General features: G+C 60.6%; 16 protein-coding genes, 2 pseudogenes and 1 riboswitch. Of the genes and pseudogenes, 6 read left to right on the top strand and 12 right to left on the bottom strand.

The window, feature by feature from the left end; translation table 11 throughout:
• Positions 1–241: 241 nt before the first annotated feature.
• A riboswitch (yybP-ykoY riboswitch) is annotated at positions 242–421 on the top strand.
• Between the two features lie 3 nt (positions 422–424).
• Positions 425–997: a manganese efflux pump MntP gene (gene mntP, locus ACYVDM_RS12315; protein ID WP_415785414.1), complete on the top strand. Its 573-nt coding sequence runs from the start codon at positions 425–427 to the stop codon at positions 995–997.
• Positions 998–1,025: 28 nt separating this feature from the next.
• On the opposite strand, the gene ACYVDM_RS12310 is transcribed toward mntP, so the two are convergent.
• From ACYVDM_RS12310 to ACYVDM_RS12290, 5 genes and pseudogenes are all read right to left on the bottom strand, one after another.
• Entirely contained in the window at positions 1,026–1,505 is a 480-nt protein-coding gene (locus ACYVDM_RS12310) for a VOC family protein (RefSeq protein WP_415785416.1), read from the bottom strand.
• Between the two features lie 316 nt (positions 1,506–1,821).
• Positions 1,822–2,946, bottom strand: a complete 1,125-nt coding sequence (locus tag ACYVDM_RS12305) for a zinc-dependent alcohol dehydrogenase family protein (protein WP_415785418.1) — start codon at positions 2,944–2,946, stop codon at positions 1,822–1,824.
• Between the two features lie 16 nt (positions 2,947–2,962).
• Entirely contained in the window at positions 2,963–3,715 is a 753-nt protein-coding gene (locus ACYVDM_RS12300) for an SDR family oxidoreductase (RefSeq protein ID WP_415785420.1), read from the bottom strand.
• Between the two features lie 25 nt (positions 3,716–3,740).
• A pseudogene (locus tag ACYVDM_RS12295) lies at positions 3,741–5,100 on the bottom strand (aldehyde dehydrogenase family protein).
• A gap of 227 nt (positions 5,101–5,327) precedes the next feature.
• Positions 5,328–5,510: pseudogene (locus tag ACYVDM_RS12290) on the bottom strand (ABC transporter permease subunit); the annotation flags it as partial.
• 259 nt (positions 5,511–5,769) lie between these two features.
• Here ACYVDM_RS12290 and ugpQ point away from each other — a divergent pair.
• Both ugpQ and ACYVDM_RS12280 read left to right on the top strand, forming a co-directional pair.
• Positions 5,770–6,516 carry a glycerophosphodiester phosphodiesterase gene (gene ugpQ / locus ACYVDM_RS12285; protein WP_415785422.1) on the top strand — a complete coding sequence of 249 codons (747 nt, stop codon included), beginning with the start codon at positions 5,770–5,772 and terminating at the stop codon, positions 6,514–6,516.
• Positions 6,517–6,531: 15 nt separating this feature from the next.
• On the top strand, positions 6,532–7,389 hold the full coding sequence (locus ACYVDM_RS12280) for a 23S rRNA (adenine(2030)-N(6))-methyltransferase RlmJ (protein ID WP_415785424.1): 858 nt from the start codon (positions 6,532–6,534) through the stop codon (positions 7,387–7,389).
• Between the two features lie 21 nt (positions 7,390–7,410).
• Here ACYVDM_RS12280 and ACYVDM_RS12275 read toward each other — a convergent pair whose 3' ends face one another.
• The 6 genes from ACYVDM_RS12275 to argC all read right to left on the bottom strand — a co-directional run bounded on the left by ACYVDM_RS12275 (position 7,411) and on the right by argC (position 13,213).
• The gene (locus tag ACYVDM_RS12275; protein WP_415785426.1) at positions 7,411–7,878 is read right to left on the bottom strand and encodes a disulfide bond formation protein B; all 468 of its coding nucleotides are present in this window, start codon (positions 7,876–7,878) and stop codon (positions 7,411–7,413) included.
• A gap of 96 nt (positions 7,879–7,974) precedes the next feature.
• The gene (gene purF / locus ACYVDM_RS12270) at positions 7,975–9,495 is read right to left on the bottom strand and encodes an amidophosphoribosyltransferase (RefSeq protein WP_415785428.1); all 1,521 of its coding nucleotides are present in this window, start codon (positions 9,493–9,495) and stop codon (positions 7,975–7,977) included.
• A gap of 25 nt (positions 9,496–9,520) precedes the next feature.
• On the bottom strand, positions 9,521–10,009 hold the full coding sequence (locus ACYVDM_RS12265; RefSeq protein ID WP_415785430.1) for a CvpA family protein: 489 nt from the start codon (positions 10,007–10,009) through the stop codon (positions 9,521–9,523).
• Positions 10,006–10,833, bottom strand: coding sequence for an SPOR domain-containing protein (locus ACYVDM_RS12260; RefSeq protein WP_415785432.1), 828 nt, complete (start codon positions 10,831–10,833; stop codon positions 10,006–10,008). Before ACYVDM_RS12260 ends, ACYVDM_RS12265 begins: the two co-directional genes overlap by 4 nt.
• A 51-nt stretch (positions 10,834–10,884) precedes the next feature.
• Positions 10,885–12,192 (bottom strand): bifunctional tetrahydrofolate synthase/dihydrofolate synthase, encoded by a 1,308-nt coding sequence (gene folC, locus ACYVDM_RS12255; protein ID WP_415785434.1) that lies wholly within the window; start codon positions 12,190–12,192, stop codon positions 10,885–10,887.
• Between the two features lie 43 nt (positions 12,193–12,235).
• Complete coding sequence (argC, locus tag ACYVDM_RS12250) at positions 12,236–13,213, bottom strand: N-acetyl-gamma-glutamyl-phosphate reductase (protein ID WP_415785436.1); 978 nt, start codon at positions 13,211–13,213, stop codon at positions 12,236–12,238.
• Between the two features lie 109 nt (positions 13,214–13,322).
• Between argC and ACYVDM_RS12245 the strand changes: the two genes are divergently transcribed.
• From ACYVDM_RS12245 to ACYVDM_RS12235, 3 genes are all read left to right on the top strand, one after another.
• Complete coding sequence (locus ACYVDM_RS12245; protein ID WP_415785438.1) at positions 13,323–14,207, top strand: LysR family transcriptional regulator; 885 nt, start codon at positions 13,323–13,325, stop codon at positions 14,205–14,207.
• Positions 14,208–14,336: 129 nt separating this feature from the next.
• Positions 14,337–14,756: a cupin domain-containing protein gene (locus tag ACYVDM_RS12240; protein WP_415785440.1), complete on the top strand. Its 420-nt coding sequence runs from the start codon at positions 14,337–14,339 to the stop codon at positions 14,754–14,756.
• A 92-nt stretch (positions 14,757–14,848) separates the two neighbouring features.
• Positions 14,849–15,820, top strand: coding sequence for a Bug family tripartite tricarboxylate transporter substrate binding protein (locus tag ACYVDM_RS12235; RefSeq protein WP_415785442.1), 972 nt, complete (start codon positions 14,849–14,851; stop codon positions 15,818–15,820).
• A gap of 196 nt (positions 15,821–16,016) precedes the next feature.
• Here ACYVDM_RS12235 and lpdA read toward each other — a convergent pair whose 3' ends face one another.
• On the bottom strand, positions 16,017–17,813 hold the full coding sequence (gene lpdA, locus ACYVDM_RS12230; protein WP_415785444.1) for a dihydrolipoyl dehydrogenase: 1,797 nt from the start codon (positions 17,811–17,813) through the stop codon (positions 16,017–16,019).

The following is a 17,813-nucleotide window of genomic DNA, read 5'->3' as shown; positions in this document are numbered from 1 at the left end:
GATAAAAAGGGCGAACCGATTCGCCCTTGTCGCCCATTGCCACTGCGAAAACCGTACTAGGTTAGCCGCCGGAGTTTACCATTGTCACCCTGATATTCGGCAAGTACCGGCCCGCGCGCCGCAGTCGCGGCCGCTAACCGCGAAGGCCGGCTAGCACACGATGGCCCTAGCGGGCGAAATATGGGGAACAAGAAGCATCCCGGCCGCATCACGGTTGTCGAGGGGCCATCGTGATAAAATACGCCCGCTCTCTGGGGAGTAGCTGCCTTTCAGGATCGTCTGAAAGAGGCTTGCGTCAACATTCTTGGCCACGCTGGCCATGGCGCAAGCGGCCTTGATGGCTTGGCGAGACCATGGATCTTTCACATTTTGCTGGGCATGTGAAGGATTTATGCTGTCCTCGCCCGGTTGATCACAGGTCACAATGAACGCGCTTTCCACGCTTGTCCTCGCTCTGGCGATGTCCACCGACGCTTTCGCCGCCGCTGTCAGCAAAGGCACTACCCTAAAAAACCCCAGATTCGGCGAGGCGCTGCGAGCCGGTGTCATCTTTGGTGTCATCGAAGCCATCACCCCTCTCATCGGCTGGGCGCTCGGCTCTGTCGCGGCCAAATATGCCGAAGACTGGGACCACTGGATCGCATTTACCATGCTCTGTATTCTGGGGCTGATGATGATCCGCAATGCGTTCAAGCAAGAGGATCAGGAAACAGCCCCCGTGAACCGGCACTCTTTCTGGCTATTGGCCGCCACCGGCTTTGCGACAAGCATCGACGCCATGGCCGTTGGCGTCAGTCTGGCTTTCATCGACAACAACATCATCGTCACCGCCATCGCGATCGGCCTGGCCACCACATTAATGGTAACGATCGGCGTGTTGTTGGGGCGTCTCTTGGGCAACATCGCCGGCAAGCGAGCCGAGATCGTAGGCGGGCTCGCGCTGATCGGTATAGGCTCCACGATTCTCTACGAACACCTGAGCACCGCCGTGGTCTAGACGACGGGTTACAACGCCGTATCGGCCCTTAACCCCGCCGTGCCGCCTCGATCGTCGCCACGTCGATCTTTTGCATGGCCATCATTGCATCGAAAGCGCGCTTGGCAACAGTCGGGTCGGGGTCGGATATGGCTTCGAGAAGAACCCGCGGAGTGATCTGCCACGACAGACCCCACCGGTCTTTACACCATCCGCAATCGCTTTCCTGACCACCGTTATTCACCACCGCATTCCACAACCGATCCGTCTCCGCTTGGTCCTCTGTCGCGATCTGAAACGAAAAGGCCTCGCTCTGTTTGAAATGCGGGCCGCCATTCAGTCCGATGCATGGAATGCCGGCAACGGTGAAGCGCACCGTCAAAATATCCCCCTTCTGGCCGTCGGGATAGTCCCCCGGCGCGTGAAAAATCTCGCCTACCGCACTGTCTGGAAACGTGTCGGCATAAAAATTTGCGGCATCCAGGGCATCGCGGTCATACCATAAACAGATCGTGTTCTTACTGATCATTTGGCGCCTCCTGAGCGTTGAGCACGGACATCTATCGTTATCAAAGTAACGCCGATAGACGGCACAGCGAAACCCCATGCCGAGCATTTGCTACTAATGCTCACAAAGTTGTTCGGGTCGCATTCGTCAGCCGATTGTATTCGGCAGCCGCCGCCGGCCGCCCTGCCAGCGAACCCCTACAAGCCAAAAAATCCGGGATAATCGTGATATCGCTGAGCACCTTGAACAGATACTTGTCACTTTTCTTGGTGACACCAAACAGTTAGGCTTCGATGCTTTGCCCAGATCGGCGGCCCAGCCTACACATTTCCCGCCGTTAAAAAACAATCGCGTCGCGCAAGTTGCTCCCCGTGGCAAGCTCGTCGAACCCTTCGTTGATTTGATCCAGCGTGAATGATTTGCCCATCATCTTGTCCACGGGCAGGTGGCCCGCCTTGTACAGATCGATATAGCGGCCAATATCAATGGCAGGCACACCCGATCCCAAATAGCTGCCCCGGATCTCGCGCTCCTCGCCCACCATCTGCGACAGCGACAAGGAAAAGCTCAGCTTCGGATTGGGCAAGCCCGAGGTAATCGTGGCGCCACCACGACGCGTCAGCTTGTAGGCCGTCTCAAACGCCGGCACGGCCCCGGCCATATCCAGCCCATAGTGCACCCGGCCACCAGACAAGTCGTAGAGATCGTCATCGCTTTTGACTTGTTTGGGATTCACCGTATGCGTGGCGCCCAGTTCGCGCGCCAACGCCAATTTTTCATCGGACAAATCCACGGCCACCACACGGCGCGCCCCGGCCGCCACCGCAGCGAGCAAGGCGCTCAAGCCCACGCCGCCCAGTCCGACAATCGCCACGTCATCACCGGCCTTGACGCGCGCCCGATTCAATACCGCGCCCGCTCCGGTCAACACTGCGCACCCAAAGAGCGCCGCCTCGCGGTGCGACAGCTCGATATTGACCTTGACGCACGAACGACGAGACACCACCGCGTATTCTGCAAAACAAGACACACCGGTATGGTGATTCAGATATTCCTGACCCACACGCAAACGACGCTCGCCACCCAGCAAGGTGCCCTGCGTATTGGCGGCAGCCCCCGGCTCGCACAGCGCGGGCCGACCCTCCAGGCACGGATGGCAGCACCCGCAGCTCGGCACAAACACCATCGCTACATGGTCGCCCGGTTTCAGATCGGTGACGCCCGCCCCGACCTCGACCACTTCGCCCGATGATTCGTGGCCCAACACCATCGGTAATACGCGGGGCCGATCGCCATTGATGACAGACAGATCCGAATGGCAAAGCCCCGCGGCCTTGATTTGCACCAACACTTCGCCAAACCCCGGCGGATCCAGATCAACGTCGGTAATTTGCAAGGGGCGACTGTCTGCATAAGGCGCAGCCAGTCCCATGTCGCGCAACACCGCAGCTTTAATTTTCATGCTAGCGTCCTGTGTATCAGATGGTGCGGCCACCATCGACCGGGAACTCGACCCCGGTGATGAACTCAGCCGCATCGCTGGCCAGATAAAGCGCGGCCGCCGCGACGTCCGAGGGTTGGCAAAAACGACCCAACGGAATCGTCGAGACAAACTTCGCGCGATTTTCGGGCGTGTCCGGCATACCCATGAACAGCTCAAACATCCCCGTCACCCCCATCACCGGACAAATCGCATTGACGCGAATGTTGTCCGGCCCGAGTTCAACGGCCATGGATTTCGAAAGCAGGTTGACTGCGCCCTTGGACGCGTTATACCAGCTCAGACCCGGGCGCGGACGGATCCCGGCAGTCGAACCGATATTGAGGATCACGCCGCGTTTTTGCTGCCGCATGTGCGGAATCACGGCTTGCGCCATGTGATAAATGGACTTCACGTTGACGGCGAACATGCGGTCGAACATTTCTTCGTCCACGTCCAGCATAGGTTGGTTTTTGTGCGTGATGGCTGCGTTATTCACGACGATATCCAATCCGCCGAACGCCGCGAGGGTGTCTTTCACCATCGCGTCGATATCCGCGCGACTTGACACATCTACCTGCAAAGACAGCGCGACGCTGCCGATCTCGCCGGCCACGCGATCGGCGGCCTTTTTGTTGATATCGGCAATCACGACTTGCGCGCCCTCTTTGGCATAGAGCTTGGCAATCCCTTCACCAAAGCCACTGCCCGCCCCGGTCACAATGGCGACCTTATCTTGCAATTGACCCATGTCTGTCTCCGTCTCCGTAGGGGATTTACTTGCCGTAGTACTGAATGATGGTTTTGGTCGTGCTCATTTCCTCGAGCGCAACAAAGCCTTTTTCGCGGCCATGCCCGCTCTTTTTGACGCCACCGAAGGGCAACTCAATACCGCCGCCCGCACCAAAGCCGTTGATATACGCCTGGCCGACCTTGATGCCGCGCGCGACGCGTTGCTGACGCCCGCCGTTCTCGGTCCAGGACGGGGCCAAAGATTTCCTGCGTAAAGAGATCGCTCTCATGCGCGGCGGCGCTAAACAGCGTGGGCTTGACGTAGTAGCCATCGGCGGGCACGCCATCGGCAATCGTGCCCTCGGCCACGATTTTCAGGCCGTCGGCCAAGCCACGCGCGATGTAGCGGTTGACCCGATCGAACTGCGAACGATTGACGACGGGGCCGCAGGTCAGATCCATCTCGGGGGTCCCGACACGCGTCTTGGCGAACGCTTCGGCGACGGCTTTCATGAATGCCTCGTAAATGGATTTCTGCACCAACAGGCGACTGCCCGCCGTGCAGGTCTGGCCGGCGTTATGCACGATGCCTTTCACAATAGCCGGGACCGCGCGCTTGAAACTCGCATCCTCAAAGACAATGTGCGCGGACTTTCCACCCAGCTCCAGCACGCACTTGACGGCGTTGCGCGCGGCCGCCTGCTGCACCAATACGCCCACCTCGTTCGAGCCGGTAAAGGTCACGAAGTTGATATCGGAGTGACCGGACAAGGCCGCACCGGCCTCTTCGCCCAACCCCGTGACGACATTCAGGGCGCCCGGCGGAAAACCCACCTCGAGGGCCAACTCGGCGGTGCTCACGATCGACAAACATGCATCTTCGGCGGGCTTGACCACAGCCGCGTTGCCCATTGCCAACGCGGGCGCCACGCTGCGACCGAACATCTGGGCGGGATAATTCCAGGGAATGATGTGCGCCGTCACACCCAACGGCTCGCGAATCACCTGAACGGAATAATCTTCTTGATAAGGAATGGTTTGGCCGTGCACTTTGTCGGCCGCGCCGCCATAAAACTCAAAATAGCGCGCCAGTGCAGTGATGTCCGCGCGCGCCGTCGACAGCGGTTTGCCCGTATCGCGCGACTCCAGCAGCGATAGTTCTTCGTGGTGTTCCAGCACGCTTTCGCCCAGACGCACCAGCAGACGGCCGCGATCCAGTGCCGTGGTCTTGCCCCACGCGCCACTATCCAGTGCGGCACGCGCCGCCTTGACGGCCAAATCGACATCGGCCGCCTGGCCGCGGGGCAGCGTGGTGAATGACTTCCCATCTACCGGCGAGATGACATCCAGTGTTCCGCCGTTTTGTGCAGCAACGCTTTGTCCGTTGATGACCATATTCGCCATACTTCTACTCCATTGGGTTAAGGGGGATATTCAGTTCAACGTGATCGCGCCGCGTTCAATCGTCCAGATCTGATCGGGGATATCCCCCAGCAGTTTTACGTTTGATTCCGTGATCACGATGTACAGATTGGGTTGCATGTCCTTCAGACGCGCGAGCGAACAATCCGTGCGGGCAAATAATGAGCACGAGCCCATGATGATGTCGGGGACAGCGACCTCCCGCTCATGGGCGCCAGCACCATGACCAGGCTGGCCGCGGCATAGCCGCCATACGCATAAAACGCGCCGTGTGCGACGTTCAGTATTCCCATGACGCCAAATACCAGCGTCAATCCCATTGAGACCAAAAATAGCAGGCTGGCATACGCCACGCCGTCTACCAGGGCTAAATACAGCAGATCCCAGGTCAAACGTTGTCTCCCTTGTTGTCGAGGTACCGCTGTCGTGTGACGACCCTTGGACTCGTGCCCATTCGGATTACACATGCACGGCGATAGGACTGATTGCCCGAGCGCATGACACTCCCTCCCTATGTTTGTTGGGAGCCAGTATAGGGACGGGTCTATCAACGACGGTATTTCATTTTGTGGAAACCACGCTTAATAAGCGGCTAAGGGGGTATCCTTGCGGGCTCGGCCTTTTTCCGTTGTTTTCGCCTATTCTGCTGCCATGTCTACGTCCAACCCCTGGCCATATCCCACCCACATTGCGCACCGCGGCGGTGGCCGCCTGGCCCCCGAAAATACGCTGGCGGCTATGCGGGTGGGCGCCGATCACGGCTATCGCATGGTGGAGTTTGACGTCAAACTCAGCCGCGACGATATTGCCTTTTTGTTGCATGACGACACCCTCGATCGCACCACCAATGGGCACGGCCCGGCAGGCGCCTTGCCCTATGGCGAACTAGCGCTGCTGGATGCCGGCAGCTGGCATTCGCCGGCCTATGCCGGAGAGCCGGTCGCCAGCTTTCAGGCGGTGGCTCGCTATGCCATCGCCAACGGCATCGCATGCAATGTCGAGATCAAGCCCAGTACGGGCCGCGAAGCCGAGACCGGCACCGCCGTCGCGCGGGCGGCGCGCGCCTACTGGCAAGGCGCGGCCGTTGCGCCGCTGTTGTCGTCTTTTTCCGAAGTCGCGCTGGCCGCAGCCCAGGCGGCCGCACCCGAACTGCCCCGGGCGCTGCTGGTCGAACAGGTGCCCGTCGACTGGCGCGAACGCCTGGCCAAATATGCGTGCGTGGCCCTTAATATCAATCAGCGCGACGCGACGCCCGCGCTCATTGCCGACGTACGCGCGGCTGGCTACCGAATCGCCGCCTGGACCGTCAACGACCCGCTGCGCGCACAACTGCTGCTATCGTGGGGGCTGGACGCGCTGTTTACGGACGAGCTCGCCGCCATTCTCCCCTCTGCCTGAGACCAGGATCTTATTTTGTTTAGTTATCGACACGCCTTCCATGCCGGCAATCACGCCGATGTGCTAAAGCACGCCCTGCTGGTTCATACGCTGGACTACCTGAACCGCAAAGACAATCCCTATTGGGTGATTGATACGCACGCGGGCGCGGGCCTGTATGCGCTGGATGGCGAGTGGGCCAACAAAAACGCCGAGTTTGCCGACGGTATTGGCCGATTGTGGGACCGCAAGGATTTGCCGCCGCTATTGGCGGATTATGTCGCACAAGTACGAAGCTATAACTCCAACGGTCACCTGCGCTACTACCCCGGTTCGCCCTGGTTGACGCTGGATGCACTGCGCGATCGTGATCGTCTGCGCCTGTTTGAGATGCATCCGACCGAGTCAGAGGTGCTGGTGGGCAATCTCGAAAAACTCGATCGCACCGCGCTACGCCAGACTACGATTTTCGCGACGGATGGTTTCGAAGGGATGAAATCCCTGCTGCCGCCGCCACCGCGACGCGGGCTGGTGCTGATAGATCCCTCGTACGAAGACAAACGGGATTACCGATCCACCGTCAACGCGGTCAAAGAAGGCATCAAGCGTTTTGCCACCGGCACATACGCGGTGTGGTACCCCTTGGTGCAGCGGCGCGAAGCGACCGAAATGGTTCGGCACCTGGAAAACCTGCAAGTCAAAAACTGGCTGCACGTCTCGCTGACCGTCAAGCGTCCTGTCGCGGAGGGCTTTGGGCTGCACGGCAGCGGCATGTTCATTGTCAATCCGCCGTGGACCTTGCATGCCGCACTAAAAGACGCCATGCCCGTGCTGACACGCCTGCTGGCACAGGATGATCGGGCCAGCTATACGTTGCAACACCGGACAGATTGACGGGCGGCCAGCGCGCCGTCGTTAGCGTTTGACGGCGGCGATCAGGCTAGTGATCAGGATAATCGCAAACAGGGCCAGGCTCCATAAGGCGTACTCAATGCCCAGGACCTCTACGGTGGCGTCCATGCAACTGGCGAAGATACCGAAGACCCAGGGAATACTCCCGTCCAGGCCGGACGCGCTCATGAAACGATCGGCGAAGGTCAGGTCGCAGGAGAACATGTGCGCCGCGACGTCGTATTGGTACCAGGCCGCCGCGATGCCACACAGGCTGAGGATACCGGTCAAAGCGGCGCCAAGGCGAGCCAGCGCGTTGGCACTAGCGCCAATCAGCGCAATCAGGCCGATCACCAGATAGATCAAGCGTTGCAATACGCACCATGCGCAAGGCGGCATGTTGAATACGTGTTGCGATACCAGTGCCACGCCGAGGGCAGCGAAGCTGAGAAAGGCGATCAGCCACAAAAGACGCTGGCGAGATGCTTGCATTATTGTCGTCCGGGAAGGTCAAGGAAAATAGCGGCCGGGCCCTGTTGAGGCCCGGCGGGATCGTCGCGCGGCGTGATTGAGATCAGTCGTGAATGGTCAGTCGTTGAGTCCGTGGCCCATATTGAACTGCAACCCCCCCGTGGACTCTTCGTCGTCGGCGTTGCTGCGTGCCAGGCTCAGGCGCTCGAGGTATTCCGGGGTGATGTCGCCGGTGACGTAGTCGCCGTTGAAGCACGACGATTCGAAACGCTTGAGGGCCGGGTTGATGTCGGAGACGGATCTTTCCATGTCGGCCAGGTCTTGGTAGATCAGACCGTCGGCACCGATGGTGGCGGCGATTTCCTCGTCCGAACGACCCGTGGCGATGAGTTCGCTTTGCGTCGGCATATCAATGCCGTAGACGTTCGGAAAGCGTACCGGTGGCGCGGCCGAGGCAAAGTAGACTTTGTTGGCACCCGCCGCGCGTGCCATGTCAACGATCTCACGGCTGGTGGTGCCACGTACGATGGAGTCGTCGACGAGCAAGACGTTTTTGCCTTTAAATTCGCTGCCGATGGCGTTGAGCTTTTGGCGCACAGATTTACGGCGTACGGCTTGGCCGGGCATGATAAAAGTGCGGCCCACGTAGCGGTTTTTGATCAGGCCTTCGCGGTAGTCGAGATTCAGGCGGGCGGCCAGTTGCATGGCGGCGGGCCGCGACGAATCCGGAATGGGCATGACGACGTCGATGTCGCCCAGACGCATATTACGTGCGACTTTGTCGGCCAGGTATTCGCCCATGCGCAAACGCGCGTCGTAGACAGATACGCCGTTAATCATCGAATCGGGACGCGCGAAATACACGTACTCGAATATGCAGGGTACGAGTTCGGGGTTGTCGGCGCATTGGCGGCTGACCATGCGGCCATCCAGGTCGACAAAGATGGCTTCGCCGGGCTCAACGTCGCGGAAAAAGGCAAAGCCACTGCCTTCCAGCGCCACGGATTCCGAGGCGACCATCCACTCAACGCCCTCTTCTGTTTCTTGGCGGCCAATACAGAGCGGACGGATCCCGTAAGGGTCGCGAAACGCCAGCATGCCGTAGCCGGAAATCTGCGAGACGACGGCATAGGCGCCGCGTGCCCGCTTGTGCAGGCCGACAACCGCCTGAAAGATCGTATCGTCATCGAGCGACATGCCTTTGGCGGCCACCTGCAGTTCGTGCGCCAGCACATTAAGCAGGACTTCCGAGTCAGAGTCGGTATTGATATGACGGCGATCCACCCGATACAGCGACTCGCGCAGTTCGCGCCAGTTTGTCAGGTTGCCGTTGTGGGCAAAGGTGATGCCATACGGGGCATTGACATAAAAAGGCTGCGCTTCTTCTTCGCTGACGCTGGAGCCGGCGGTCGGGTAGCGAACATGACCGATACCTGTCGTACCCGGCAGCGAGCGCATGTTGCGGGTGCGGAAAACGTCACGCACCAGGCCATGCGCCTTGAACATGTTGAAGTGGCTGCCCTGTGACGCCGTCGCAATACCGGCCGCGTCCTGGCCACGATGCTGCAGCAGCAGCAAACCGTCATAGAGCAGCTGGTTGACCGGCCCGCGCCCAATGACCCCGATGATTCCACACATGGTGAGATTTCCCGTTAAACGAAACTTAGTAGGGCAGCCACGTCGCCAATGACGGGGGCAACCACAACTTGATATGCCTGACGGCCTCTGTGGCCGAATGTGAAAACATGGCGTTCTGCCACCAGGGCTCTTGCGGCAGTGGCGTATAGCCACCCAACGCCACCAATATCAATACAAACAACAAACCGCGCGCCAGACCGAATACCGCGCCCAGGCCGTGATCCGCCGGCGTCAGGCCGGTGGTACGAATCAGGGCCCCCAGCGTCATGTTGATCAATCCGACGCCCAATAACACCAAAATGAAGACGGCCGCGTACGCGATCCCCATGCGTAGCATCGCGGTTTCGATATAGGGTTCGAGCCAGCCATACACGGTGGGCCCCCACCAGATCGCGGCTATGAACGCCAGCAAAAACGCCATCAACGACAAGACTTCTTTGAGCAGGCCGCGAATCAACCCCAGCAACCCCGAGGCCGCCAGAATTGCCAGAACGACGAAGTCGAAGCCGGTCACTGGCCGGTAATGAAACCGTTGTCGTAACCCAGCGTGCGCAAGCGAGCCTGAGCGGCCTGGGCGGCCTCACGCGAGGGGAATGGTCCCACACGCAGACGATATTGCTGTTTACCCCCTACCGAGGCCTCTTCGACAAACGCGTTGGTGACACCTGCCTGATGCAACTTGGTGCGTCGTGACTGTGCATCGGCCTGTGCGCCATACGACGCGATCTGCAGGACGAAATTACCCTTAGTGGCAGGCTTCGGGGCGGCACGGGCCGGCGCCTCGGGAGCCGCGCGACCCTCGAGCAGCGCCAGGGCACGTGCGCCATCGTCATCGCGCGCGGTTTTGGGCGGCGTCGCGGGTGGCTTGGGCGGTGTGACGGGCGGCTTGGTGACCGGCGGCGGCACGGCAGGTGGCTTGGAGAGCTCTGTCTCGGCGATCGAGGTCGTTGGCTCGGGCGGCTGCACGCTGGACAGGTCAGGTGGCGTCGACGGCGTGGCCGGCGACTGCGTGGCGGGCGTCTGGCCTGATGCATCGCCGGGCGTCGTGCCCGTTGCGGCACTGCCTGCATCGGCGACAGCCGGTGGCGACACCTGCGGCTGATAAGGCGCATTGCGATCCGGGATACGGATCGGGATGTCGTTGGCGACGGGGACGGGCTCGGAGTCAAGCACCATCGGCAGCACGATGACTGCGGCGAGTACCAGCGCGACCGCCCCGGCGAGCCGTCGGCGAGCACGCCCACGGAGTTCCGCGGCTTGGGCCTCACTGGAAACCGACGGACGCGGTCTGGAGGGAGATGCCTGCGAGGCGGAGTCTTTGCGAGTGAACAATCCCATGGACAGGAATTCCTTGCGACCTGATCGGAGCATGCCCCGACTGCCGAAACCTTAGGCTGTACGGCCCAATGACTGCAAAACCGAGGCTACGGTGAGAAACGAGCCAAACACCACGATTCTATCACCCTCGCCCGCCCGTTCGCGGGCGGCGGCAAACGCGGCCGCAGGGTCGGGATAGGCTTGTACCGTGGGCGCCTCGGACGCCGTCGGCGCGGCCGTCAGGGCGGACGAAACATGACTCGCCAAATCGTCACCCGTACCACCGCGAGGCCCCGGCAAGCCCGCGCAATACCAATGATCGATGCGGCCAAGCAGCTTGGCAATGACACCGTCGACGTCTTTATCGCTCAGCATGCCCACCACCGCATGGGTGTAGGGATGAAAACCCATGTTGTCGAGATTCTGCGCCAACACCGCTGCCGCATGCGGGTTGTGCGCCACATCCAGAATGATCGACGGTTGCCCCGGCAAAATCTGAAACCGCCCCGGCAACGAAGCCTGCAACAGCCCGACGCGTACGGCTTGCTGTGGCACGGCCAGCCGATCACGCACTGACTCGAGAGCGGCCAAGGCCGCCGCCGCATTCAGCAACTGGTTTGCGCCGCGCAACGCGGGGTATGCCAAAGCGTTGCGACGCTGCCCACGGCCACCATAGGCCCACTGCTGGCGATCGCCCGAGTAGTTGAAATCCTTGCGAAACAGCCACAGATCGGCGCCGATCTCTTGTGCATGGTCCAATAAAGACTGCGGCGGCTGCGGATCGCTGCAAATGGCCGGCCGACCGCCGCGATAAATGTGGGCCTTTTCGGCGCCGATTTCCTCGCGCGTATCACCCAGCCAATCCGTGTGATCCAGGTCGACGCTGGTAATGATGGCGCAGTCGGCATCCACGATATTGACGGCGTCCAGTCGTCCACCAAGGCCAACCTCAAGCACGATCGCGTCCAGCTTCGTCTGCGAGAACAACCGCAAAATAGCGAGCGTCGTAAATTCGAAATACGTCAGCGTGACCTCGCCACGCGCGGCCTCGACCGCGGCAAACTGCTCGGTCAGCGCGGCATCACTGGCGATCTCGCCATTGATGCGTGCCCGCTCATTGAAATCGATCAAATGCGGCGACGTGTAGGTGCCTACCCGGTAACCCGCAGCCAGCAAAATGGCCTCGAGCATGGCACAGGTAGAGCCCTTGCCATTGGTGCCACCGACGACGAACTTGATGCCGTCGAGCTGCAACGCCAGGCGATCAGCCACCTGCCTAACCCGGTCCAGCCCCAGATCGATAGCCTTGCTGTGAATGGACTCGAGATACTGCAGCCACTGGGGCAACGGTGTGGCGGCGTCAAGACGGGGGGCGGGCATGAAGATACACAAAAATAGCGAAGATCGACAGTTTAACAGTCGCTCAGCCCGCGCCCAACATCAGGTTCAGATTCTGCACCGCCGCGCCCGAGGCGCCTTTGCCCAGGTTATCGAAAACGGCGCTCAACAAAATCTGGCCCCGTTCCGGATTGGCAAAAACGGCGAGCTCCATATTGTTCGTGTCATTGAGGCGTTGCGGGTCGAGCCCCTGTAATCCTGACGACTCGGCCAACGACAGCACGCGCACGTGCGCCGCGCCTGCATAGTGATTGGCGAGGCAGGCGTGTAGCGTCTCCGCCTGCGCTCCCGCGGGCAACAAGCGTTGCTGCAGCGCAATCGTAAGCACAATCCCCTGGCGATAAGCGCCATAGGCGGGCACGAAAACAGGAGGATGCGCCAACCCGGCGTAATACTGGATCTCTGGCACGTGCTTGTGTTGCAGGCCTAGACCGTAAACCTGGAATGCGGACGGTTGCGTGCGCCCGCCGGGTCCGCTTGCCCCCGGCTCAGCATGGTCTGGCGGCTGCGCTTCGGTATTTTCGTACTTCTGGACGGCGCTACGCCCTCCCCCTGAATAGCCCGACACCGCATGAATCGCCAGCGGATAGTCCCGCGGCACCAGGCCGGCGTCCACAAGGGGATGCAATAGGCCAATGGCGCCCGTTGGATAGCAACCCGGATTGGTGACGCGCTTTGATTGAGCGATCAGGCGCGGCTGATCCGGACCCAGCTCCGCCAAGCCATAGGTCCAGCCATCCTGAACCCGATGCGCGGAGCTTGCGTCGATGACGCGTACGTCGGCGTTCGTCAGCAGACCTACGGCATCGCGTGCCGCGTCGTCGGGCAGGCACAAAATAGCGATATCGCAAGCATTCAGTGCCTCGGCACGGCGTTGCGGATCCTTGCGGTGGGCCAACGGCAAGGTGTTGACGACGATATCGCTGCGTCCCTGTAAACGCGCATGGATCTGCAGGCCCGTCGTGCCCTGATCGCCATCAATAAAAACGTGAGGAGTCGTCATCGCAAAAACCCGGTGATAGATTGATAGCGCTATGCTCGCTCACCCCATAAAATTAGAAAAGTTGAATTTCATGATCGTTATATTCATAAATTCTGAGGCTTGAAGCATCATGCGGGAAATCAATCTCGATCAATTGCGCACCCTGATCACCATTGCAGATCAACGATCGTTTGCCAAAGCAGCAGCGCTGCTTCATCTGGCACCGCCCACGGTCAGCCTGCACGTCAGCGAGTTGGAAAGCCGTGTCGGCGCCCAGTTGCTTTCCCGGACCAAGGGCCAGGTTCGACCGACCGCCATCGGTGAAAGCCTGATCGAGCACGCCCGGAAATTGCTCGGCGACGTGAGTCATGCCCTCGACGATGTGTCGCGCCAGGCCCAGGGGCTCGCCGGGCGCGTGCGTCTGGGCGCCTCTACGGGGGTCATTGCTCACCTGTTGCCCCGCGCCCTGGCATCGTTGACGCAATCGCATCCGACGATAGACGTGCAAATCGCGGTCCTGACGTCTCAGCAAACCCAGGCGCGTTTGATCGAGGGATCACTCGATATCGGCGTCGTGGCGCTGCCTCAGCCCAAAGTGCCCGGTCTGACGATTCAACCGTGGCGACGCGATCCCATCGTGGCGTTCCTGCCCGCCGCATGGTCCGTACCCGCGCAGGTCACACCCCGCTGGATGGCCGGACAGCCTCTTATCCTGAACGACCCGGGTACCCACCTGTCGCGACTGACCAGCCAGTGGTTTGCCGACGCCGGTCAGCGTCCGGCACCGCGCATCGCGTTGAACTACAACGATGCCATCAAGAGCCTGGTCGGCGCAGGATACGGCGCCACCCTGCTTCCCCACGAGGATGGCGCACCACCTCCTGATGAACGCATTGTCATGCGGCCGTTGCGGCCGGCATTGTGGCGACAACTGGGTATTGCCTATCGCGAAGACACAGCCGACCCCGCGACCGGCCACATGTTGACCGCGTTGTGGGGACTGCAGCAAAAATAATGAAGTGGGCGCCGCGGTTCGCGCGCAAATGATGCCCATTCGCTACGTTTTTGATTTTCCGGGGGAACGTCTGCTGTCCATTTTTGTGTTATCAATAATTCCCATAAACAGACAACATTGAGACATCCGATGCCCCACACCCCTAGCTGGCTCGTGCGCGAAGCCGAGGTTCCCGGTTACCACCCCGCCAATCACACCGGTACGCTGAACCGCCGCTTGATCGGTGCTGAAAACGTCGGTGCCCGCCATGTCGAGGTCTTGCTGGGCGTGATCGAAAAAGGCAAGGGCGCCCTGCCCCACGCCCATCCGGGAATTGAGCAAGTGTGTTATTTGCTCGAGGGAACGGCGCGTGCGCAAGTCGGCGACGAGTCCGCCGATATGGTGGCGGGGGACTGCTGTTATTTTCCGCCCGACATTCCTCACGTCTTTACCGTCACCAGCGAAACGCCGGTGCGGTTGCTGGTCATTTACTCGCCGCCCTACGAAGAGTCGCCCGATCGCGTGATTCGCGATTTTTCGACGCCGGCGGCTGATGGTTCAGCCACGTAGGACGACGACGCTTAGATTCCCCCGCTAGCGGCCACGACGGAATCCTTTCGTCACCCAAGAGCCGCGACCATCCAAGAAAGGAGATACCCCAAATGTGGTTACGTACCCTACGCGCCGCGGCGCTGTGTAGCACTGCCCTTGCGTCCGTACTGTGCGCGCCCGCGCAGGCCGCCTATCCGGAAAAACCCATCAACCTGGTTGTGCCCTTCCCTGCGGGATCCGGCACCGATGCGGTCGGTCGAATTTTTGCCGCGGAACTGGGCAAGATTCTGGGCCAGCAGGTGGTCGTGGAAAACAAACCCGGGGCGAACGCCACCATTGCCGCCCAATACGTCGCGCGCGCCAAGCCCGATGGTTACACCCTGTTCGTCACGACCAATACGTCGCATTCGGCGGCGCCGTTCCTGATGAAGAACGTGTCGTACGACCCGATCAAGGATTTCACGCCTATCGCGCGTGGCGGGAATTTGCCTTTTCTGCTGGTCACCAATCCCAAGCAACCCTACACCACGGTCGCCGAGCTGATCGATTACGCCCGCAAAAACCCCGGCAAGGTCACTTACGCCACCGGCAATAGCACGGGCATCGTGGCAGGCGCCACGCTGGCGCGCCGAGCGGATATCGACATTCTGCATGTGCCTTACAAAGGCACGCCGCAAGCGCTGACGGATCTGATTGGCGGACAGGTCAACATCATGTTTACCGACTTGGCATCGGGGCTGCCGTTTGTACAGTCCGGCCAATTGCGCGCCATGGCCGTGTCGACCGCCGAACGTAGTGAGATCGTGCCCGACCTGCCCTCTATGCGCGAAGCGGGCGTCGACAATTTCGACCTGAACTCATGGAACGGCTACTTTGGCCCCGCCGGATTACCCCCTGAAATCGTGACCAAACTCAATGCCGCCATCAATCAGGTTGTGAATGATCCCGACGTGCGCAAACGTCTAGCGAGCCTCGGTTTTGATGCCTTTAGCGGGACGCCCGAAAGCTTCGCTACCTTTGTCAGCGAACAACGCGACCTCTGGGGCAGCCTGATCAAGGACGCTGGCATTCAGGCGCAATAAGTCCGGTTGAGCCGCTAATCTGCCCGAGCAATCGGAGGCAGCTTCGCCTGAAATCGCAACCCCCGACGCTTACGCGAAACCGATACGCGGTCTCAGCGCCTTTCAAACAAAACAGCCCTGTACGTCATCGATATTTTGACGTACAGGGCTGTTTGTCTTGACGCCCGTAGGGCGAGCAAGCTCAGGTCGACAGAGGTTACTTCTTGCGCATCGGCGGCAAGTCGGTGCACACCCCTTCGGCGACCTCCGCCGCCATCCCGACCGATTCACCCAGCGTGGGGTGCGGATGGATGGTTTTGGCGATGTCCACGACGTCTGCGCCCATTTCGACAGCCAGGACAACCTCGCTGATCAAATCGCCCGCATGGGTGCCGACGATACCGCCGCCCAGGATGCGATGCGTTTCCGCGTCAAACAGCAGCTTGGTAAAGCCCTCGTCGCGGCCATTGGCGATAGCGCGGCCAGAGGCAGCCCAGGGGAACACGCCCTTTTCGACCTTGATGCCCTGCTTCTTGGCTTCGTCCTCGGTCAGACCGACCCAGGCGACTTCCGGATCGGTGTAGGCCACCGATGGAATGACACGCGCGTCGAAGAAAGACTTTTGACCCGCGGCGGCTTCGGCGGCGACATGGCCCTCGTGCACGGCTTTATGCGCCAACATGGGCTGGCCCACGATGTCGCCAATCGCGTAGATGTGCGGCACATTGGTACGCATCTGGCGATCGACTTCGATAAAACCCCGGTCCGTCACAGCCACGCCGGCCTTGTCCGCACCGATCTTCTTGCCGTTGGGACTGCGACCCACGGCTTGCAACACCAAGTCGTAGCGCTGCGGTTCTTTGGGAGCCCCCTCGCCTTCGAAGCTCACGTAGATGCCGTCTTTCTTTGCCTCGGCACCGACCGTCTTGGTCTTGAGCATGATGTTGTCAAAGCGATCGGCATTCATTTTTTGCCAGACTTTGACCAGGTCGCGATCCGCGCCCTGCATCAGGCCGTCGAGCATTTCGACCACATCCAGGCGCGCGCCCAGCGTGGAATACACCGTGCCCATTTCCAGACCGATGATCCCGCCACCGACGATCAGCATCTTTTTGGGGATGCTGCGCAGGTGCAGCGCGCCGGTGGAGTCGACGATCCGCTCGTCATCGGGCAGGAACGGCAATTTGACCGATTGGCTGCCCGCCGCAATGATGGCGTTCTTGAAGCGAATGGTCTGCGTCTTGTCGTCGGCGCCCTTGACCGACAAATGATTCGGATCGGCAAACTCGCCGACGCCCGTCACGACCTTGACCTTGCGCGCCTTGGCCATACCGGCCAGGCCGCCCGTGAGCTTCGCGACGACGCTGTCTTTGTAGCCGCGCAGCTTGTCCAGATCGATCTTGGGTTCGCCGAAACTAATGCCGTGTGCCGCCAGCGCACGCGCTTCGTCGACGACGGCAGCGTTATGCAACAAGGCTTTGGACGGGATGCAACCCACGTTCAGGCAAACACCGCCCAACGTGTCATAGCGCTCGACCAGCACCACAGACAAGCCCAGGTCGGCTGCGCGGAACGCCGCCGAATAACCGCCGGGGCCTGCACCCAGCACCAGTACGTCGCATTCCAGATCGGCCGAGCCGCTGTACGAGGCTGCAGTCGGCGCCGCGGCCTGGCTGGCCTGCGTCGCAGGCGCGGCTGCGGATGGTGCCGCAGGCTTGCTGTCGGCAGCGGCAGGCTGTGGGGCCGTCTTGGTGTCGGCGGCCGGTGCGGCGTCGGTGGCTTCGATCTGGAAAATCACCGTGCCTTCGGCGACCTTGTCACCGACCTTGACTTTGACCGACTTGACGACGCCGCCAGCGGACGCAGGGATTTCCATCGAGGCCTTGTCGGACTCGACGGTGATCAGGCTCTGTTCGGCCTTGATCGTGTCGCCCTCGGCTACCAGCACCTCGATGACTTCGACCTCCTTGAAGTCACCGATGTCGGGTACTTTGATATCAACAAGTTTGCTCAT

The sequence above is a fragment of the Bordetella tumulicola genome (assembly GCF_054779135.1).
Note: the sequence above shows the minus strand (reverse complement) of the source record. Positions and strands in the feature narration are given on the sequence as shown.